Below are 20,833 nucleotides of genomic sequence, written 5' to 3'. Positions count from 1 at the left end.
ACCACTTATTCCCATCAGCCAACCACTGCTGCTATCTCCCCCATAGCTAACAATCCCCCCGCTATCTTTGACCCCGAATCGCGATGACGTTTGGCCAACCATTAACAAGCTATCAGATCAAACCCTATACAATATGAAGAAAAAATCAAGCATTACAGGCGCGCTGTTTGCCCTGGTGGCAATGGGCGTGCTTGCCTACAACTGCGCCAGTAACAACAAGCCAGCAGAAAGCGCCATGGAGGCTGCCGGACCAGCTACCGTGGAGAGCGGCGCATTCCTGAACCACCGCGATTCCGTGCCTTCCAAACAGCAGTACGCAGATTCGCTGTTTGTGCTCAGCCACGATTATCCCGCCAACGTTACAGTGGTAGATAACCCATCCTGGCAGCAGGCTTTAAACGGAAAGCCCATTTCCGAATCAAACGTATTCGCCTATATGGATTCGTTAAAGACCTATATAGCGCCCCGGTTGATGCCATTCTTTACAGATAATGCCAACTGGTCTGCCGCCAAAAACGGCTGGTTCCATGAGCCCTGGCTGGGGTCACAACGCGAGGCTATCCTGGGCGCCTACTTTGGTAATGGGAACCCTAAGAATATGTTCAAGACTTTAAGAGAAGATGAGGCTGGGTATACCCTCGTTTTATACGATTCCACCGCGGCTTATACCGTAGGGCAGATCTGGGGCAAAACGGGTCAGAAAGTGAACCTGGTGAACAACGCCGCCCAGTTCCCGGAAGGCAGTGTGATCGTAAAGCTGGCCTTTTCCAATATTAACGCGCCGGAATGGCCGGTGCTGGAGCATGCGCAAACCTTTAACATCTATGATACCGTGCCCACTACGGCAGATCCCAGAACGGGTTACCAAATGCGTAAGGTAAGCTTCTTCCAGCTGGATGTTATTGTAAAGGACAGCAAAACCGCGCCTAAAACAGGATGGGTATATTCCACCTTTGTATATGATAAAGACGCACAAGGCTCTCCCTGGGATAAAATGGTGCCGCTGGGCGCTATGTGGGGCAATGATCCGGATGTGATCAGCCCTATGGCGCCTCCCTATCCTAAGCTGAATGAAACCGTGATCAATCCTAAAGCGCCGGCCTACAGTAAAGAAACGCTGGGCTGGGGCGGCCGTCTGAGCGGTCCCAATGATGGCGCAGTGGCCCAGGTGGCTTATGATATTAATACCAAGAAAAAGTATACCAACCTGGCCCTGTCTTCCTGTATGAGCTGCCATCTGCCTGCACAGGATACCTTTAAATCATTCCTCTTACCAGCGCCGTTCCCTACTTCAGATTCGTTACTGGTGTACACGCCGGGCAGCGCGCAGTGGAACCTATGGTTCAGGGATAACGCTGGCGATGTGCCTTTTGATTCCGGCCAGGTAGGTATGGATTATGATATGGTGATGGCATTCAAATCAGTGGGCGCCTACGAACAGGCAAAATCCTCCAATCAGAACAAAATGCTCCGCAGCAATATAGAAGCAATCAGGAAGTTCAGAAGGCATAGCAGTAAAAGCCTGTTCTGGCATTAAAAGGGTTAGGCCCGGTTAGTTTAGTTAGTATCAATGATGGCAATCCTGGTGAAAACCGGGGTTGTCATCTTGTTTTATACCCCTGCCCTTGCAATGGCCTCCTCATAGGCATAGTTGAGTTGCCCCTGCACGGAGCAGATCAGGATCAAGCCAATGTGGAGCAATAATATCTTCTTCATAGAAAGCGGTTACTTATCAGTATCCGGCAGCCGCTCCAGCACGCCTTTCCGCTTCACAATATTTTTATAATCCCATTGGATCTGCCGCGATTTTGCCAGCCAGCACGCCAGGTCATCCGTATTGATCTGCTTTACATCTGTATAACGGATCTCCGCGGCCTTAAAGCTGCCCTCCGGCAACAGCCCGGCTTCATCAAATGACTGGCCGCTCCAGAACATCAGCCGCAGGCTGTCCTTTAATTTACTGTATCCAACAATAGGATTACCGTTCAGGAACCAGACAGGATGCCGGTGCCAGATCTTGCTCTCCGCATCCGGGAGATGTTTGTCGATCTCCTGTGCCAGTTTTTTACATATGGCTTTGTCCGGGGGCAATTGCTCGCTGTTGTATGCACTTATTTCCTTGTTCATGAGGGTGGGTTTAATGGCCGGAAATAGATACTATAATATAGCAAATAATCTATTTTCTAACCGTTTTTCTTGATAATATAACCCTAATAACAGTCAGCTCGCATTTATTATTATTTTTATATGCTGCTTAACAATAAAAATGAAAAATAGCATTACTTTCTTGTTGATACTATTGGTTGCCTGTTCAGAGAACGGCGGAAATAAAATGTCGTTTTATGATAATGCCTTTAGAATGGCACTGCCGGACAGTATCAAAGAAACAAAGGGACCGCCCAATTTCGAGCGCGAGGCCGGATATCTGGGTTATTTCACAAGTAAAGATTCAGCTATAAATATCAAGGTTGAAATTAAGGAGGATAGCGCTATGCTCCCCAGGCATTTCACCAATAAAGATTTGTCTGCTGAGCTGTGGCTGTCACGTTTACTAGATCCGGGTACGGAGATGTTGGACAGCGGTATCATTTTTCAACATGGTACGGAAATGATATCCTTTATGCATGAAGATACTTTGAGAGCAACGCTGACGGGCTTCGTTACTGAACATAGGATTTTTTACAGCAAGAAGGGATTTACCCGTGTTAGGATTAAATGCTTTTGCACTCAACCGGAAGACAGGCGGAAAACGCAAAAGCTTGCAAATGCAATAGCTAGCAGCATAAAATTGGATTAGGCCTGTACACTTATGAACACTCCCATGTATTAAAACCGGACATTCCACATCCAACAGCATCTTTATCTCATTGATTTCCAGTCCCTCCATCATTCTGGCACTTTTATCGCTGCCTGCCATAGCCAATGCAGTCCGCTTATGCTTAAAACCTATTTCAAGATCGCCATCCGCAATTTTGCCAGGAACAAGGTACATTCCCTGATCAATATGACCGGCTTAGCCCTGGGTATGGCCGCCGCCATCATGCTGCTCCTGAATATTGAATTTGGCCTGAGCATGGACCAGTTTCATGAAAAGAAAGCGCATATTTACGAAGCCTATACCAAAGGGATCGTAAACGGTGCGGTATCCTGCTGGAATGTTACTTCCGGCCTTTTAGGGCCCGCCCTGAAAGACTACCCGGAAGTAAAGAATGTGGCCAGGCTAACCGGCTCCGCTAAAGTGCTCCGCAATGGCGAGACGATTTTACCCGCAAACGGCGACTTCGCTGATCCGGCTTTTCTCTCCATGTTCAGTTTCCCCCTGTTGCAAGGCAATCCGCAAACCGCCTTAAAAGGCCCCAATGATATCGTTATCACAGCGCAGCTGGCAGCCAAACTTTTCGGCAGCCAAAACGCTATCAACAAGGTCATCACTACGCCCACAGGCGATAATTTTACGGTCACCGGCGTGCTGAAAGACCTGCCGCCCAATACACAGTTCAAATTTGATTACCTGTTGTCCTGGGCCTATTTACATGGAGATGGCGCCTGGAACGTTCAGATCGTCACTACATTTGTTGAGCTCACGCCCGGCGTTAACCTGGATGTTGTTAACCGGAAGATCGCCAGGGTAGGAGCAAGTAGAAGTCCTTCGCTTACAGAACAAACCACTTTTCTTTACCCGCTCACAAAAGTCTACCTGGAAAACCGGTTCGAAAACGGCCAACCCTCAGGCGGAAATATCAGTAACCTGCGCATGCTGGGCGGCCTGGCAGCCATCATCCTGTTGATCGCTTGTATTAACTTCATGAACCTCAGCACGGCCAGGAGCGAAAAACGGGCCAGGGAAGTAGGCATAAAAAAAGTGACCGGCGCCGTCCGGGGAGCGCTTATCCTCCAGTTTATCGGAGAATCTGTTCTAATAGCCCTCATGGCTGGTCTCATCGCGTTGTTGCTGGTACAACTCGCCTTGCCGTATTTTAGCACGCTTATCGGCGCCCAGCTATCAATACTATGGGCCTCGCCCTTGTTCTGGCTGGCCGCATTGGGCTTTGTGCTGCTTACAGGCCTGCTGGCCGGCAGTTACCCCGCTTTCTACCTTTCTTCCTTCAAACCTATACAGGTGCTGAAAGGTAATTTCCAGAATGGCAATGCCCTCGTCACCCCGCGTAAAGTGCTGGTCATTGTACAATTCGTGTTCTCCATTTTGCTGATCAATTTTACCGTCATCTACCAGAAACAGGTACAGCATGAGCTGCAACGCGAAGTAGGCTTCACCAGGGACGATCTCGTCTATCATGCGCTTACGCCTGCGCTCCGCAGTAATTATACCGCCCTTAAAAATGAGCTCACCGGCAGCGGCGCCGCTTTGTCTGTCGCTGCGTCCAGCGCCACCGTTACCCGCATTGCCAGCGTAGAATCCGGCCTTAAATGGGATGGCATGGATCCCAACGCCAATCCAGGGTTTGTATTGATGATGGAAAATGGCGGCTTTATCCGGACCAATGGCCTCTCGCTCATAGCCGGCAGGGATATAGACATCGAAAAGTACCCGGATGATACGCTGTCCTGCGTCATCAATGAGGCCAGCGTAAAAGCCCTCGGGTTTAAAGACCCTGTCGGACAAATTATCCGGGACGAAGAGGAGCGTTGGAAGATCGTAGGCGTGGTAAAGGATTTTTTAGTAGGAGATCCGGACCAGGTTGCCCAGCCGGTACTGATAAAAGGCGGCGTTAGTACAGGATATATCAATATACGCCTGAACGCGGGCGGCTCATTGCCGGAAAACATCCTGCGTACAGAAGCCATATTAAAGAAATACAATCCCGGGTTCCTCACTGACCTGCAATTTGCTGACAGAGATTATGACGCCAAATTCCATCAGTCCAGGAATGTTGCCATGCTCATCAAACTATTTGCATTCGTGGCTATCTTTATTTCCTGCATGGGGCTGTTAGGGTTATCATCCTATATGGCAGAGAACCGCACCAGGGAGATCGGTATCCGGAAGGTACTCGGCGCTAGTGTCGCCAGCATCGCCTCGCTGCTCACCTGGGGCTTTGTGCAGCTCATCCTGGTGGCTATCGTGATCGCCTCTCCGCTGGCCTGGTTTTTCATGCGTTTGTTCCTGCAGCATTTCCCGTACAGGACCAGCCTTGACGGATGGGTATTGTTGGTGGCAGGCGCCGGCGCTTTGCTGATAGCACTGCTCACTATCAGCTTCCAGGTAGGCCGCGCTGCGCTAACGAACCCGGTAAAGAATTTGAGAACAGCGTAAGCTGTTCATAAACGAACGCGCCCTGTCTCATTTACGGACAACCAGCCGCTTGGAACGAGCTGCTGGTCAGTTATTTATAAAATGGCATTGTCTTAGCGTCCAACATACAAACCACCCTTTCCATGACCAGGAGTTATGTCAAAACCGCTTTCCGCTTTATGCGGAAGAATAAGGCATTCAGCTTTATCAACATCTTTGGATTGTCCGTGGGTACCCTGTGCTGCCTGTACATCATGCTGTATGTAAAGGACCAGTATAGTTATGACAAACACCATGTGCACGCGGCAGATATATACCGGATCAACAACCTGGAGACCTCCATTACGCATGGCATCACTTATAATAATGCCACGGTGGTAGCGCCGGTAGCGCCACTGCTCAAAGAAAACTTTCCGGAAGTGGACCAGTTTACCCGGGTGGTGCCCTTTTTGCAATCAGATGAGCACCTGCTGCGTTACAAGGCAAAAGCGCTGTACGAAAAAGAGGCCGTGTATGTAGATTCCACTTTCTTTGATGTATTCAGCTATCATTTTGTATACGGCAACCCCTTAACAGCCTTAAAAGCGCCCAATAGCATCGTACTGCTGAAAACAACAGCCCGTAAATTGTTTGGAGCAGAAGACCCGGTTGGCAAGACCATCACCATGGAGAACGTATATTTCAAACGGGATCTTACAGTTACGGCGGTGATAGATGAAAGTCTGGGCAAATCACATATACAGGCCAATATGTTCATCACCATGAACAGCGGTTTCCTGGGCGATTATGCGCTACATACGGATGCCTGGACCAGGAACGGTTTTATTGCCTCTTATGTAAAGCTGCGGCCAGACGCCAATATAACATCGCTGGAAAAAAAGTTCCCTGCATTGGTGAACCGCTACGCCGGAGATCAGCTGAAAGAAGGGGGCGAAGCATTTCATTTGTACCTGCAGCCGGTTACCGCTATCCATACCACTACGGGCCTGCTGCGGTATCAGCCCACTAAACCGGTTAGCCCCACGTTCCTGACCATCTTACTGCTCATCGCCATTCTCATACAATTGGTAGCCTGCATCAATTTTATGAACCTGTCCACCGCCAGGGCAGCCAAACGGGCCCGGGAAGTGGTCGTAAGAAAAGTGGCCGGCGCCGGCAGGAGGGACCTGGTCAAACAGTTCCTGGGAGAATCATTTTTGCTGGCCTTCATAGGCGTGCTGATCGCATTGCCTTTGTTGCTGCTGCTGTTGCCCTATCTTAACCTCATCACGCAGGCAGAGATCGGCCTTTCCTTTCTAAAGGATATACAGGTTTGGGCGCTGCTGGCAGCGCTGGTAATAGTGACCGGTTTTGTAGCGGGTAGTTATCCGGCGTTTTACCTCTCCACTTTCCAGGCAATAAAAGTGCTCAAGGGTAATTTCACCAATCATGTGTCCGCGGCAGGTATCCGCCGTACACTGGTAGTATTCCAGTTTGTATTGTCTATTGTGCTCATCACCGGTATTATTGTCATCTATAGCCAGCTGAATTATATCAGGCATAAAGACCTGGGATTTGATCAAAACCAGCAGCTTGTTTTCTCCTTTCATACCGAGGAGAATATGAACGGTATCCCTGCTTTTATCAACGATCTCCGGCAACTGGCCGGTATAAAGGCCGTCAGCAATGCCAATGTGAGCCTCAGCGGACCTGTCTTTTTCTCCAATGGCTTTTTCCTCAATGGCGAAAAGGAGGCCCAGGCAAAAGCAGTGGATTACGTGATAACGGACGAGCATTTCGCTCCCGCCAGCGGCATCCGGATCATTAATGGCCGCAATTTCCGGCCTACAGATTCCTCGAAAGTGCTGATCAACGAAACCTATGCCCGGCAGCTGGGATTAACGGCTGCCACGGCGGTAGGCATACATCTGTACGATAGTCAATCCCGGGATGCTGAGATCGTGGGGGTGATGAAAGACTTTAACTATACCTCGCTGCATAACGATGTAACCGGGTTCCTGGTATGGAAACAAAAACCGGTGGATTATAGCTGGCCTACCGTGATCGCCCGTACCAATACGCGGGATTATAAGGCGTTGCTGGCGCAAATAGCCGCCCTCTGGCAAAAGGATGTGCCTGGCTCACCTTTTTCCTATTCTTTCATGGATGATGATGTGCAGCGGCAATATGAAGCGGAGATCACCCTGTCCCGCATCATCAACTCATTTACCGGCATGGCCATCCTGATCTCCTGTCTGGGTTTATTTGGCCTGGCCGCCTTTAGCGCGGAGCAGCGCAGCAAAGAGATAGGCGTGCGCAAGGTGCTGGGCGCCAGCGTGGCGGGGATCGCACAGTTGCTGTCAAAAGATTTTCTGAAACTGGTGGTGATTGCTTTTGTCATTGCTACACCCATTGCCTGGTGGGCTACACGGTTATGGCTGCAGGAATTTGCATACCGGATACCGGTCAGCTGGTGGATGTTTGCCCTCTCTGGCGTGGCGGTGCTGGTAATTGCGCTGTTAACAGTAAGTTTTCAGGCTATAAAGGCGGCAGTGGCTAATCCGGTAAAGAGTTTACGGATGGATTAGCACAATCCCCGGCTGCGTATAGCCGGGGATGGATATTTATATCAGCTGCAAATCACGCATCAATCTTTAATACACCGGATACTCAAACCCAGTATAGACGGCCCATTATCGCTAACTGCAATCCACTCACTCTGATAATAAAGGCCCACCGAATACGAGAATACCTGGTTATAATCCGACCAAAAACCGCAGTTCTGCCCCATGGCATAAAAACCGCCATAACCAACATTACCTGCCGGTAAAGCCGTAAATCCGCTGCTGTTGGTAGCGCCGGTATTAGGAGCTTGCCAATGCGTTGTACCGGCTTCCTTCATTTTTCCACCAGCTACCTGGTCGCCGCCCAGGTAATTTGACAATGTTTGCCAGTCTTCATTGGTAGGTAAATGCCAGCCAACCGGGCAAACATTCCTGGTGTCTGTGATAGTACCGTGGTTATATAACAATCCATACACGGGTGCATTAGCATCGTCATAGTTATAACTGCTATAAGCGCCGGTGTGATTAGTTACATAATACTCCCACCAGTAGCCATCCAATACCTTGTTAATAGCATCGCCATTGCGGTAATGTGTGGTGCGCAGGTTCTCCTGCATCCATAGCTGTTCGCCAATGATAACCGTGCGGTAAATATTGCCATCAATATCAGATGCACAGGTAGAGAAACGGATGCTTTGTCCATACGCAACGCCACTGGCATTTTTGGTATAAGCGCGCACGTAATAGATAGTGCCAGGCGTTAGCCCTGTGATTTTGCTGGTAAATGAACCATCATCAGCGCCATCCGTGCTATGGCCATCTATACTATGGCCGTCTGTGATAATGGGCAGTGAGTCGGTGCTCCAGCATACGCCGCTTAACGTTATTTCGGAGCCGCCATCGGACGTAATAGTAGCGTGGGCCACGGCGGTGTCTGTGTAAATGCCGGTTACGGCATCTGTGGTAATGGCCGGCAGCTGAACCGGGTCAACGGGGTCTTTCGTACAGCTGGTAATGCTTACAATTGCGCCAACGGCAATGGCCAGGAGAAATGATAATCTTGATTTCATGGTACTTAGGGTTTAAATATGAATGTTTGTTTGGAAGAAAATCGGGTATGAGGGTTATAGATTTTAAAAACACCTTCCGGCCGGTTAACAATTTTTAATACATCTCAAAGGACGGAATGGAACGCTTTATTAGTTAACAAATTGGTTAATAAACAAATTATCGTGCTTTAGTAATGATACTTGGGTTACATACCAAAAAGAAAAGCGATCAAATGTAGGGATTTTTCTGATATAAAAAATTTTCTTGCAATATTCTCTTATCAACGTGCCGGCATGAAGCTGTTATCAGCAAAAACGGCCGTCCCGCAATATTGAGACGGCCGTTTTAACTCACTTAATCCCACCAGAGGAACAACATCCGCGTCCTCCCAATCTCCTCTTCCAGCGTTTCCAGCGTTCCAGTACCCTGATCCACAATATCCGGACAAAACGCATATTGCTCTTTCGCAAATGCAGTCACATCTTCCGGCAGTTTGGTAAAATGCGCTTCCACACTTTCCATATCCGCCCCTATGATCTCAAAAGGCGCCTGCTCATACCAATGCTGAAGCGTGCTGATTATACTATCAGTGGTAATTTGATAGTTAGCGCCATTAGTAGCACGGAACCGGACAATGTCAAACTGGTCCGTGGATTTCAGCACGGCGATCATATCCTGGTCATGGCCAAAATGTTGCTCTGACCAAAAAATAAGGTAACCCTTCTTCCGGAAATCAGCCAGTACAGACAGCACCAGCTCTTTCGCTTTTTTGCCGTCCACAGGAAATTGCAGCGCTTCCTGCTGCAGCGGTTTAGTACTATCATCCACATCTGGATTAGAAGCCAGCCTGCTGAATGCAGCATCGGTCACTTTTCTTAGATCATCGATAATAGCATGGTCAAAATGCAGGGAGTCTGCCAGTGTATAATCTTTTGCAAGTGCCACAGATACTGCGGGCGGTTGCCCGCTTTTAGGCGCACAGGCGCTGAATAGGGCTGCCATGGCGGCTGCCAATAGTTTGGTAAGGTTTTTTAGAGGCATAAGGTTTCCGTTGATAATTGTATCAATTCCGGCGCCAAATTAATAAAATTACTCCCAGTGTGCATATGAAGAAAATGATAATTGCATATGGGAGGGAAGCGGGATATTTATTGTCATCTGCCACCCACTGCAGCGAAAACCCCTTTGATCTTTTATGCCGCTCTTCCAGTATCTTCAGCGTGATGCCTTTTTCATTCATTATATCCGGGCATAAGCGGCTTTCCTCCTGCACAAGTGTTTTCAGGTCTGTTGGTGTTGGCAGCAGTACGAAACTCGCTTCTATCCAGCGGCTGTTGGCGCTTATAATATTAAATGCTCCGCTTTTATACCACCGTTGCAGGGTACTGATAATGCCCTGTGTGGTAAGGGAGTTGCGCGGGCTGCAAGTGCCCTGGAGGCGCAGTATGTCAAATTGATCTGTGGATTGGATCAGAACAAACGTATCAGGCCGCAGGTGTTCATGAGACTGCTGGGTCCAGAAGAACTGGTATCCCATCGTTTTTAAATAAGCGTTGATCAACAAAAGATCGTGGAGGGTCCAAAAGCCCTTGCAGATGAACGCCAAAGCATTTGTAGGTGTTTTTCCGGTAAATCGCGCAAATTCGCCAGTGAAAGTGAAATGCAGTAATTCGATGATCTCATGGTGAAAATGCATGGAATCCGCCAGCGCGTATTCTTTCTCTTTGTTAGAAAGTGTTGATGGGATGGAGGCACGGCTGGCATTCAACAACAGCAGCAAGCAACCGGCCAGCAGTAAAATACTTTTCATGGGCATAGGATATCATATAATTTCCGGCAAATTAGAAAAATTCCCTGCCACATGGTAATTTTACCCCGGTCATTCGGCCTGTTATTCCAAACAATATGAAACACCTATACCTTTTTATTCCGTTATTTTTTATCTTTTCCTCCACTAATGCACAGAAAAAAATGCGTACACTGGAAGAACTGATCAATACGACAGAGCCAGGCTGGCCCCTCGTTCGATCCTGGATAGATTCTGCTACCAACGATATACAGATACTGCCCTGCGACCCTGCCCGCGCTAAAGAGGCGCTGTATCACACGCAGGTGACTACCCGTTCTCCCATGGGCGCGATCATTTACCATACCGGCGGCCTGCTGGTAGATCATGGCTGGCTCCGTATCCTGGGATCAGGCAGCGCGCAGCTGGACCGTTCCATGCCAGACTGGAATAAAGGGCGCACCTTCAAAGAGTTTGGCGATGCCTCGCCGTTCCTCCTTGTAGCGGATGATGTAGCCGGCGGTTTCTTTGCGGTGAATGGCGGTGGGCTGGGTAATGACCGGGGAAGCGTATACTACCTGTCTCCGGAACACCTGCAATGGATAGATATGGAATTAACCTATTCCGAATTCCTGTTGTTCTGCTTTAATGGCAAGCTGGATAACTTTTATCAGTCGCTTCGCTGGAAAGATTGGAAACAGGAAATAAGCCAGCTCGATGGCAATAAAGGATATAGCTTTTATCCTTTCCTGTTTTCTGTAGAGGGCAAAGACGTGAATAAAGTATCGCGGAGAGCCGTACCAATTGCGGAACTGTTTCTTTTGTATATGGATGCGATGAAGCAGTCGGGAAATGGTAATGGATAATTATTGACCAGGAAGTTGCAATGATGAAGTATTATAGAGTATTGAATGATTTATATTATAATAATAGATGGTTTTTAGGAGAGATTAACTTCCCTGATGAAGGGGATTTTTGGGATTATATCACAGTAGGCAGATTACCTTCCATCTATTAAATCCGTATAGGATAAAATGAATTTTTTCAGTTAAAAAATGAAAAGCAGATCGATCCACAGGTGAAACTATCTGGAACAAGGCGCGCTTAACCAGAAAACTACTTAAAATGGAAGATAATAATAATCCCGGCCGGGAAGAACTAACCTAATCTGATATACCTACTATTAGCTTGTTGAAAAATGCTCTTCAGATAAGGCTTTTCAAGCTAACACTTTTGTAAAAATTTCAATTTTTCACCTGCTTCAATAATTCTTCCAGCTCATTCAACGTCATAGTAAATCCTTCCTGGAAGCCCATTTCAAGCATTTTCTCCATGCGTTCAAGAGAATCATTGTAAATAACAATGCTAACTTTTGTTATACCGCTTTGTTCACTGAAATTAAAATCCCAATCAGAGCCCGGCAATTGGGGATTTCCATCTTTATCTGCAAATGCATTGAGCATTTTGAAATTGGTTTCGGGGCTAATGGAAGTATATCTGTGCATGGCCCAATGCTCTTGTCCTTCGGGGCTTACCATAGCATACAATCTTTCTCCGCCAACTTTGAAATCCATTGACTTTGTTCTTGACATCCAGGGTTTTGGAGCCCACCACTGGTCAAGCAGTTCCTGTTTTGTAAATGCGTCCCAAACTAAAGATTGTTCTGCGTTAAATTCTTTGTTTACGAATACGGAATTAGTTGATTTGTCAACTATAAAGTCAAATAGTAAGTTGCTCATTTTTTTTCTTTTTTAATTGTTGTTAATAAGTTATCTAATTGATTAAACCGGCTTTCCCAGATCTTTTTAAATTGTTCTAACCACTGATCTATTTCTTTCATTTTTTCAATTTCAAGAGAGTAGTAAATTTCTCTGCCTTTTTGCTCTTGTTTTACAAGTTCACATTCGGTCAGTACCCGCAAATGTTTTGATATAGCTTGTCGTGTGGTTTTGAAATTGTCGGCAATAGCATTGGGCGTCATTGCCTGTAATGCAATCAGGACGACAATGGCTCTTCTCGTGGGGTCCGCTATTGCTTGAAAAACGTCTCGTCGTTCTATCATATACAACCATTTGGTTGCAAATATATGTACAACCATTTGATTGCGCAATTTTTTTTCAACTTTTTTTAAAATCTTATATACACTGGCTTTTCTTATAAAGAGGAAGCTGACTAATTACTTGAACACTAAAACTACCGGGTTAGGTCATACTTAATCAGAAACTGTGCAAGGAGGGAAAAAAAAGATGTATTATATATGTATGTTAGAGTATATTATGGACAAATACTTTGGCAACTATAATGTTGCACAGCGCTGTGAGCGCTAAATTATAAATCATGATATTCAAATTTGCTGTTTTGAAAAAGGGGATTGGTATCGCTATGTTCATAGATGTGGAAGAGCTCAGGTCGCCACAGATTTTAGATAGCGATTTATCGGTTTTGGAGAGAATTTATCTAAGAGTGAACCATCCAATACCTTTTTTGTCAGAGGAGGATATTGATAAGTATGTAGTTCAGGCAATAAGGGATGTGTCCAATGAGATATATGAGAAAATAGGTGGTTCTCAGGTATGCTTTTATATTCAATCCCTGGATACTAATGCTGCTCACTTTCAAGAAGAGGGAATATATTGTGCTATGAGAGGTTGGTTAGCGCAATATTATGGACTTAATGTGCCGCCTGTAAAAATAGAGTTAGATGAAGAGAAGAGGAAGTTTGTATTTAACTTCTTACAGTAACGCCCCACAATACTTACAAAACCGCGCATCATGATCATGCCCCTCCCGCCCGCAACCCGGGCACGCCTCATTTGCCTGTCTCCGCGCTTTGGCCGCCAGCGCCATTTCCGTCGTAACAATACCCGTAGGCACCGCCAGGATCCCGTACCCCAGTAACATAATAAAACTGGCGATCAGCTTACCTAACGGCGTTGCAGGCGCTATATCGCCATACCCCACGGTTGTAATGGTAACGATGGCCCAGTAAACAGACTGCGGAATACTGGTAAACCCGTTGGCGGGCCCCTCCACCAGGTAAATGATGGAGCCCAGGATAACAACAGTGCTGAGCACAAACAGGATAAAGATGCTGATCTTCCGGATACTATTCAGAATGGCTACATGCAGAAACTGCATCTCGGACAGGAAATGAACCAGCCGGAAGATCCGGAATACCCTTAACAAACGAAGCGCACGGAATACCAGCAGCGATTGCGACCCAACATAAACAAAACTCAGGTAGCTGGGAATGATTGCCAGCAAGTCTATTACCCCCAACGCGCTGAATATATATTTCCAGGGCTGGCGGATACAGATCAGCCTTAACACGTATTCCACTGTAAAAGACAAGGTGAAAAACCATTCCAGTACAAAGAAAAGCCTGCCATAACGGATATGCAACGCCGCTACACTATCCAGCATCACTACTGTAATACTAACAATAATGAAGATCAGCAGGATGATATCGAATGCTTTCCCCGCGGCGGTATGAGATTCGTAAATGATTTCATGCAGCCTTGTCTGCCATGGCCGCAGCTCATCAGTATGAGGGGATGTTTGTCTCATACCTGAATATACTGAAAAAAACAGACGGCCTGCTACGCACTATGCGTTTATTACAGCTGCATTTATCAAAACCATCCTGGTTAAATATGAATAAAATTATTAATTTTAGCCTATAACCATTTTAACCGATTCTTGTATGCCATGTTTCTATCCACAGGCAATCAAAAAAGCCACGCTTTGTATTGCCTTATTGTCCACCCTTTTTTTCGTCCCATCACACACAGATGCAAGCGTTAGTTCCGGTCCGGATCATCATGCCGATAACGCCGGCGTCATGTTTAGAGAAGCGGTGATCACGACTTTTTTTCCCGGCCAGGGGTATGTTGGTGACAGCATCACCCTTGTGGGCAGCGGTTTATCGAACGTAATGATAGTGACCATTGCGCGGCGGGCCGCGGGGTTCCGTATTGTGTCCGATGCCATGATACGGGCGGAGGTTCCGCCTGATGGCGTTAACACCTTTATGATCCAGGTGCAGGGGCCAGGGGCTTTTTACAGTATTGGCGGCTTTACCTACCTGGGCGTGAACCCTAATTCCGGGCTCACATCGTCGCCATATTAAATGGAGCAATGGCGTGGTAGCACATACCAGCACCATCATTGTGCAGTAAAGAAAATGATCAGATCAGGTAAAAGCGGCTGTGCCTTACAAAGGTGCAGCCGTTTATCTTTCCACCATACTCATTTTATCATTATCCACCGGTATCTGCTGCAGCGCTTTCCCAATGGAGGCCATGATATAAGGTTCCATATACAGGATCTCCATCCTGCCCGCAAAGGTATCCAGGTAGCTTTGCCCATTGATATACAAACCGGCATACAGTTCCAGCTTACGCCGGATGTTTTCAATTAACATAGCGGTCCGGTAGGAGAGCTCCCCCGCCACCCGCACGGCCAGCATCTGGTTGGCCTGTTGCAGCAGCGTTATCACGTTATCCAGCGCCTCCCCATGGTCCATCCCGTTTATCTGCTCAAAATTCTCCACCTGCAGGTAAAACTGCCGGCCAATTTTCCGGTCAAAATTCTGTACGCCGTCATACTCCGTAAATACGGCCAGGTTATTTTTAAAGCTGTGATCCTGTATCTCTGAATGGATCACTATCTCGCCGGCCCGGTTAAATTCAGTGGAAGGGAAGAGGATGCCGTCAAATTGAAGCATCTTCACCGCCTCCGTAAGTATTTGCGGGATCAGGTATTCTTCTGCAAAAGGGCCGTCGGAGGCCCTGGGAAAAGTACATAACTGGGACAATATAAAACGGCGGAATAATTTAACCAACGCATGGCTACCCGCTTCGTCAAACGCCGGTACCGCCTTATCGCCGTTGATCAGCACCCCGCTAAAAATATTGTTGATGCGGTCAAACAGGTCATTGGTAATATCAAAATAGCGTTGTTTATCAGGCCCTCCGTCGTCATTTATCAGCTGGCCATATTGGGATATACCTATGTTCTTTGCATCCAGGTTCCGGTTCCCCAGCTCATAATACACCGTCATAATACTGTTGCCCAGGTATAACATAGGTACGCCGGAGATACTGAACCGGTGATGACCGCATAAATTCCTCATATTAAACGGCAGGTGATAATAGGGCGGCACGGTTCGGCAATCCACACCCTCGGCCACTTTCCAGTACTGGCCTTTGGTGAAGCTAATGGCCCGGCCGCGGTAAAATGCGGCTATTTTTAATGGACCGGCCGGCTGCAGCAGGTCAAAACATTCCAGCAGATCCTGCATTTTCAATACTGCCAGGTAATGTTTGCTCCGCAGGCACAGCTGATGGGCGTCTATCACTTCGTCAAATATTTTGGTGATGTTCGCCATATCGGTTCTGATCAGCCCCAGAAGGCTATCAAACCATTCGCTCATACCAGGGGTTTCCTGGAGCCGGAGGGACATAAACGCGGAGGGCGCCGTGGTGTTAAGCTGGCCGATGCCAGCCAGAAAAAGGTTCTTATAGTTCCTGAGCACGTCCTCAAACCGTCCGGAGCGGGTGGTAGCCGCTGCGTGCGCCTTGAGCTGGTATTGATATTCGTCTGTTATAAAATCGTAGCAATGCATAGGAATAGTTAGGTAGGGCGAAAGATAGGGATAAATTTCATCCCGCAAAAGCTACCGCTCGTGCTGCTTAAGCCGCCTTTGCCGCCATCTGTGCTATAAATCCTCCGCAACCGGCTATCTTTGGTCCTCTAAAATCCTATGTTATGCCGGATATTCAATTGACGCTCGTTAATCAATCCAATGATCTGCACAATTCCCGGATCATTATTTTCAAACGCGATGCAGCCGTGCCAGATAAGCTTCCGATCGCCTGGCTGGGGATAGGTCCGCTGGGCCAGGGGGATGGCTATCCCTTTGTGCTGCCGGAACAACAGGGCGCGCTTGGTATCCGCCCGGTTATCTGGATAGGCGTGCTGCCACAGGCAGAAGAAGGCCTGGAGATAAGCGTCAACAGCCTGCCACAGGCGCCTGCGGAAATCGATCTTTCCGGTATCATCAGCGCAGACATCGTGATAACAGGCACAGCTGGCGCTTTCAAATTCGGGCTGGAAAATACAGTCAGGGGCTAAACCCCGGTCACTGGCATTTATACTCCAGGGACATATAAGTAAAATAGATGCCCGCAAAGAACGTGTTACCCTTGGACGTGAAGTCTATTTTGGTAGGCAGGCCCTCGGGGTCATAGTTTTCTGCCGTAAAAGGATTATTACGGCTGTAATCCCGTGCCAGGAACTGCCATATAGGATGCAGGTTGTTCATGTTGATCTTATCATCATAAGTGGGCGTAAAAATTACCTGCCCGCTGGCGTCCGTGATCTTTTCAATATTACCCTGCTGGTTGTAGATATAATTGTAGGTGGAAACGGAGCCCGGAGAAGCAGTCCACATAAGGTCCATCCGGATGATCCTGTTCCGGGCATCATACTGATAGGTGGCTATATTGGCAAGGGTAGCCGGGTGCGCGTCCGGCTGGCCGCTCAGTGAACCAAATACATACTGGGTATCGCTCACGATCCTGTCTTTATAGTCAAACGCATATTTATGCCGGAACTCATAAATATCGCCGTCGGCATAAATACCTATGAACTCCGTTAAGCGGTCGTGTTTGTCATACCGGAATAACAGATCGGGGTAGCCGGTGGTATTCTGGCCCCTTTTTATGCTCACGGGGTTCCCTTTCTTATTATAGGTGAACACGGCGGAATCCGGCAGGCCAAAATTGGCATACGTTACCTTTTCTACCTGGCAGGTAATAGGGGCATTAGGGTGATCATTTTTGCTGCAGGCGGTAAATAAAAGGGCAATCATCAGAAGCGATAAGTAGATGTTTGTTTTCATTACGTTGAATTTTTGAAGATGGAAAATAGGGGTGTAGGGAGTTATAGAACGCACTCAATGTTGAGTGACACAACATTAATGAAAAGCAATTTGGGTTTATCTTTCAGTTGGTGAAATGCGTATTCTGTTTGGTTAACGGGCCAAAAAGTTTGTTATCTTTTCTGATTAGATTTTATTACACTTTAAGCTTTGGGGTAATATTATTGGTGATGTATACTTATATCAGTAAGGCGCCGTCAGTGTTTCCCTGTAAATATATCCACACTTGACCTGTTCGTAAAAGGCTGCTGGAAAAAATCAAGCAATACCATATTAAACAGATCCGGTTTTTCATAGGCCCCAAAATGCGTGGCGCCGGGCATCCCGGTTGCCTGCCATGATCAGCGTGGGCGCCGCGATCCTTCTCAGGGCCGCGGTCGTTATATGGGGCTGACGGTCCATCAGCTCATTCAGCTTCCGTGTCTGAAAGTCCGTGGTCGTTTTCAGCGTGTCTTTGATCATATTTACGATCTCCGGGTAAACAGCCTTTTTGCCGGGAAAGATATTGGCGCCAAAAGTCGCCAGTTTCGCCACCTTTACCGGGTATTCGGATGCCAGGATAAGCCCCAGGATGCCGCCATCACTCTGCCCCCACACATAGGCGCTGTCTACCTGTAAACTGTCCAGCAGCACTTTGATATCATTGGCCATTTGCTCATAGGTGAGGCTTTTCCCTGCGGGATCAAGGCTTTTCCCCTGCGAGCGGCTGTCTATAGCTATTACCTTAAAATACTGCTGAAAGAAGATAATGCGGTTCTTTTGAGTGCGTATGGAGCCGCCGTTCCCATGCATCAGCACCAATGGCCTGCCTGCTCCGTACACCTCGCAGTACATTTGAATACCGTTCACAGGTACATATTTTCCTGCGGCAGGATTGTTTCCGTAGTTGATATCCTGTCCATATAAAGCGGTAAATACAAAAAGCTGCAGGAGTAAGAGGGAGAGGCGCTGTTGCATGGTTATTGTTTTAAATGGGTAAGACAATATACATAAAACCGGGCAGGTTAACTACGGCAACTTAGCAAAAAAGCGGCTGTAATATCACATTACAGCCGCTTTTATAAATAATATCCCGTCTGTCTGCTGTTATGGCTGCACGCTTATTGTACCCAGATGGTACTGTGCATGGGTAAACAGTTTCCGGGCGGTGAATGACAAGCCTTTATGCCGGATCGCTATATACACGAGCTGATTATCCACCAATGAAAATGCCCGTTCCGGCGACAAATGATAATCGCTCTCATCAATATCATACAGGAAAGACTTTTTCATTTTTCCTTCCGCACTAATGGATACTGCCGCCAGCTTATCATGTTTAATATCTGACGCGCCTACTTTTGCCACTCGTTTTTCCGGCTCTGCGCTGGCGTTTTTCTCAACATCGTAAAAGAATACCTGGAGGCCATTTTTGCTGTCCGGCACACAAGTGGCGCCAAGGTGCAGGTCAAGGTCCGGCTCCTCCTGGTCCATGGCTACGGCTTTTATCCACTGCGGCTCGTAATCCGCATTCAGCCGCAGCACATAAAGATTACCCCTCGTTTTCATATTCACACTGTAGGATGGTTTAAAGCTGTTGCCGCCATGTACGTTGGCATAATAGCTCTGGTAAGTATAGCTGCTGTAGGTCTGGAAGACCATGGCACGGGAGCCATCGCTAAAGCTGATATTGTCTGCCAGGAATGCGTCCGATGGCAGCCCGTCTTCCGCTATGTCCTTTGTATACCTGGATGTCTGGGCGGGTGTTACCAGCTGTTTAAGCTCCGTTTCCGTCGTGGTGATCGTCTTTTTTGCCTGCAGGTCATACGTGCCTGTGATAAAATGGGTACACCCGGCTTTTTTTGTTTTTGCCATAAGCCCCGTGTAGCGGAGCGTGCTGCCGTCCAGCTTCCAGCTGGTACAGCTAAATGCGCCCACCGGCAAGCCATTCAGCGTTGAAGTGGTTGACTTGCCTTTGCTGTTTATCTGTACAACGGTGTATTTGTAAGGAGTATAATTATCTTTTTGTGTCTTTTGCTCCATTTTAAACACAATGATCATCGTACCATCATTGGCCATTTGGTAATAACATGTTTTCACCTCGTCGTCGGTTTCAGGGGTGGCATACCGGAAGGGCGACAGCACTTTCATCTGCCGGTCCATTACGACGCCCTCTACAGTCCAGCCTTCCTGGCCCTTTTCACGATAGGCATGCACGTTAAAATAGTGTGAGCTATCGGCGGATTTGCCGGTATTGATCCCATATTCAAATTTGCCTTCCTTGGCCGTGTAAAGCGTGACAGGCGCGCCGGCCGCGGTTCCTGTTTTGTCATCTACCCGGGTGCACATTACCTGACCGGCGGAGGTTTTACCAAATAAAAAAAGCCCCCCGGAATTATAAGTGCCCGTAAGATATTCCTGCCTGGAAAACTGATCCAGCTTGTTCATATACACCTGCTTCATCTTGCCATCGTATGCTGCCACTGATACCTCCCTGCCATCTTCCTCATCATAGGGAAAACTGACAACAAGATATTGATGGCTGTCATTCATGAAAATATGGTGGTTTGTCGTCGCAAGATCGGTGGCGGTTTCCTGCCTTTTGTACTGCTGTGCGTAGCTGGTAATAGAGAAACTGAGCATACATAACGCCCCCAGCACCCTTTTGTTCTTCATAGTATAGTAGTTTAATTAAGACTTACCCATATCAGTGTAGTCCAATGCAGCGTTGCATATAATTACCAGGAACTTGAATGGATGATAATACATGACATCATGAGCAGGCATAGGCGTCTCATAGGCATAGGAACCGGTTTATCCCCCGTTTAAGCAATGATATAGGGCGACAAGATACAAAAACACCAGTGGATTTGCATCCTGGAAGATCAGAACCGCAATGGTAACATTACTTTTACCGGCACTTTTTTACCCCTGCATTCTCCCGGTCGCCATTTAGGCATTATGGACAACACCCGGAGCAACTCTTTTTCCGCATTGGTGTAACGAGCCGGCTGTTTATTCTGTATGCCCGGCGCGATCAGCTTTCCGGTAACATCAATCACAAACTGGAGCTGAAAGGAGGCCTGGAAAACATCTTGCTCCGGATAAACGAAATTAGCCAGTATGAAATGTGCCATTTCACCATCCTCTCCGGGATACATTGGCGGCTTATCAACAAAAATATATACACGCTTTTTCAGCAGGGAATCATATTCCGTGGGGCATGGTGGCTGTTGTGGGTGTACGTTTTGTGGTATCCCAAAGCAGGTTAGGATACTTGC

Annotated in this window: 20 protein-coding genes; 8 read left to right on the top strand and 12 right to left on the bottom strand. The window is 47.5% G+C overall.

What is annotated here, in order from left to right:
* The first annotated feature begins 133 nt into the window (after positions 1-133).
* Positions 134-1,537 (top strand): hypothetical protein, encoded by a 1,404-nt coding sequence (locus tag F0L74_RS21825; RefSeq protein WP_149840035.1) that lies wholly within the window; start codon positions 134-136, stop codon positions 1,535-1,537.
* Between the two features lie 188 nt (positions 1,538-1,725).
* On the opposite strand, the gene F0L74_RS21820 is transcribed toward F0L74_RS21825, so the two are convergent.
* Entirely contained in the window at positions 1,726-2,127 is a 402-nt protein-coding gene (locus F0L74_RS21820; protein ID WP_149840034.1) for a DUF1801 domain-containing protein, read from the bottom strand.
* 139 nt (positions 2,128-2,266) lie between these two features.
* Between F0L74_RS21820 and F0L74_RS21815 the strand changes: the two genes are divergently transcribed.
* The 3 genes from F0L74_RS21815 to F0L74_RS21805 all read left to right on the top strand — a co-directional run bounded on the left by F0L74_RS21815 (position 2,267) and on the right by F0L74_RS21805 (position 7,821).
* Positions 2,267-2,797 (top strand): hypothetical protein, encoded by a 531-nt coding sequence (locus F0L74_RS21815; RefSeq protein WP_149840033.1) that lies wholly within the window; start codon positions 2,267-2,269, stop codon positions 2,795-2,797.
* A 138-nt stretch (positions 2,798-2,935) separates the two neighbouring features.
* Complete coding sequence (locus F0L74_RS21810; RefSeq protein WP_149840032.1) at positions 2,936-5,275, top strand: ABC transporter permease; 2,340 nt, start codon at positions 2,936-2,938, stop codon at positions 5,273-5,275.
* Between the two features lie 122 nt (positions 5,276-5,397).
* Positions 5,398-7,821, top strand: coding sequence for an ABC transporter permease (locus F0L74_RS21805; protein ID WP_149840031.1), 2,424 nt, complete (start codon positions 5,398-5,400; stop codon positions 7,819-7,821).
* Between the two features lie 59 nt (positions 7,822-7,880).
* Here the strand turns inward: F0L74_RS21805 and F0L74_RS21800 are convergent, their stop codons facing one another.
* From F0L74_RS21800 to F0L74_RS21790, 3 genes are all read right to left on the bottom strand, one after another.
* Positions 7,881-8,867: a fibrobacter succinogenes major paralogous domain-containing protein gene (locus tag F0L74_RS21800; protein ID WP_149840030.1), complete on the bottom strand. Its 987-nt coding sequence runs from the start codon at positions 8,865-8,867 to the stop codon at positions 7,881-7,883.
* Between the two features lie 334 nt (positions 8,868-9,201).
* Entirely contained in the window at positions 9,202-9,888 is a 687-nt protein-coding gene (locus F0L74_RS21795) for a DUF4253 domain-containing protein (protein ID WP_149840029.1), read from the bottom strand.
* A gap of 22 nt (positions 9,889-9,910) precedes the next feature.
* Positions 9,911-10,657, bottom strand: coding sequence for a DUF4253 domain-containing protein (locus tag F0L74_RS21790; protein ID WP_188316104.1), 747 nt, complete (start codon positions 10,655-10,657; stop codon positions 9,911-9,913).
* Positions 10,658-10,752: 95 nt separating this feature from the next.
* Between F0L74_RS21790 and F0L74_RS21785 the strand changes: the two genes are divergently transcribed.
* Positions 10,753-11,499, top strand: a complete 747-nt coding sequence (locus F0L74_RS21785; RefSeq protein WP_213087049.1) for a DUF2625 domain-containing protein — start codon at positions 10,753-10,755, stop codon at positions 11,497-11,499.
* 378 nt (positions 11,500-11,877) lie between these two features.
* Here the strand turns inward: F0L74_RS21785 and F0L74_RS21780 are convergent, their stop codons facing one another.
* Positions 11,878-12,372, bottom strand: coding sequence for an SRPBCC family protein (locus F0L74_RS21780; protein ID WP_149840027.1), 495 nt, complete (start codon positions 12,370-12,372; stop codon positions 11,878-11,880).
* On the bottom strand, positions 12,369-12,695 hold the full coding sequence (locus F0L74_RS21775) for an ArsR/SmtB family transcription factor (RefSeq protein WP_149840026.1): 327 nt from the start codon (positions 12,693-12,695) through the stop codon (positions 12,369-12,371). Before F0L74_RS21775 ends, F0L74_RS21780 begins: the two co-directional genes overlap by 4 nt.
* A 275-nt stretch (positions 12,696-12,970) precedes the next feature.
* Between F0L74_RS21775 and F0L74_RS21770 the strand changes: the two genes are divergently transcribed.
* Positions 12,971-13,375, top strand: a complete 405-nt coding sequence (locus F0L74_RS21770; RefSeq protein WP_149840025.1) for a hypothetical protein — start codon at positions 12,971-12,973, stop codon at positions 13,373-13,375.
* Here the strand turns inward: F0L74_RS21770 and F0L74_RS21765 are convergent.
* On the bottom strand, positions 13,367-14,200 hold the full coding sequence (locus F0L74_RS21765) for an ion transporter (RefSeq protein ID WP_149840024.1): 834 nt from the start codon (positions 14,198-14,200) through the stop codon (positions 13,367-13,369). The genes F0L74_RS21770 and F0L74_RS21765 overlap by 9 nt on opposite strands.
* A 274-nt stretch (positions 14,201-14,474) precedes the next feature.
* On the opposite strand from F0L74_RS21765, the gene F0L74_RS21760 reads away from it, so the two are divergent.
* Positions 14,475-14,762: an IPT/TIG domain-containing protein gene (locus F0L74_RS21760; protein WP_188316103.1), complete on the top strand. Its 288-nt coding sequence runs from the start codon at positions 14,475-14,477 to the stop codon at positions 14,760-14,762.
* A gap of 102 nt (positions 14,763-14,864) precedes the next feature.
* Here the strand turns inward: F0L74_RS21760 and F0L74_RS21755 are convergent, their stop codons facing one another.
* On the bottom strand, positions 14,865-16,259 hold the full coding sequence (locus tag F0L74_RS21755; RefSeq protein ID WP_149840022.1) for an RES domain-containing protein: 1,395 nt from the start codon (positions 16,257-16,259) through the stop codon (positions 14,865-14,867).
* A gap of 143 nt (positions 16,260-16,402) precedes the next feature.
* Here F0L74_RS21755 and F0L74_RS21750 point away from each other — a divergent pair, with 143 nt between their 5' ends.
* Entirely contained in the window at positions 16,403-16,768 is a 366-nt protein-coding gene (locus F0L74_RS21750) for a hypothetical protein (protein ID WP_149840021.1), read from the top strand.
* Positions 16,769-16,775: 7 nt separating this feature from the next.
* Here the strand turns inward: F0L74_RS21750 and F0L74_RS21745 are convergent, their stop codons facing one another.
* The 4 genes from F0L74_RS21745 to F0L74_RS21730 form a co-directional block, all read right to left on the bottom strand.
* Positions 16,776-17,537, bottom strand: coding sequence for a hypothetical protein (locus F0L74_RS21745; RefSeq protein ID WP_149840020.1), 762 nt, complete (start codon positions 17,535-17,537; stop codon positions 16,776-16,778).
* 330 nt (positions 17,538-17,867) lie between these two features.
* Positions 17,868-18,533 carry an alpha/beta fold hydrolase gene (locus F0L74_RS21740; protein WP_149840019.1) on the bottom strand — a complete coding sequence of 222 codons (666 nt, stop codon included), beginning with the start codon at positions 18,531-18,533 and terminating at the stop codon, positions 17,868-17,870.
* A 129-nt stretch (positions 18,534-18,662) separates the two neighbouring features.
* Complete coding sequence (locus F0L74_RS21735; RefSeq protein ID WP_149840018.1) at positions 18,663-20,228, bottom strand: hypothetical protein; 1,566 nt, start codon at positions 20,226-20,228, stop codon at positions 18,663-18,665.
* 209 nt (positions 20,229-20,437) lie between these two features.
* Positions 20,438-20,689 (bottom strand): hypothetical protein, encoded by a 252-nt coding sequence (locus F0L74_RS21730; RefSeq protein ID WP_149840017.1) that lies wholly within the window; start codon positions 20,687-20,689, stop codon positions 20,438-20,440.
* Between the last annotated feature and the right edge of the window lie 144 nt (positions 20,690-20,833).

The organism is Chitinophaga agrisoli (assembly GCF_008386695.1).
Classification (GTDB): domain Bacteria; phylum Bacteroidota; class Bacteroidia; order Chitinophagales; family Chitinophagaceae; genus Chitinophaga; species Chitinophaga agrisoli.
This window is presented reverse-complemented; position numbering and strand designations above follow the sequence as displayed.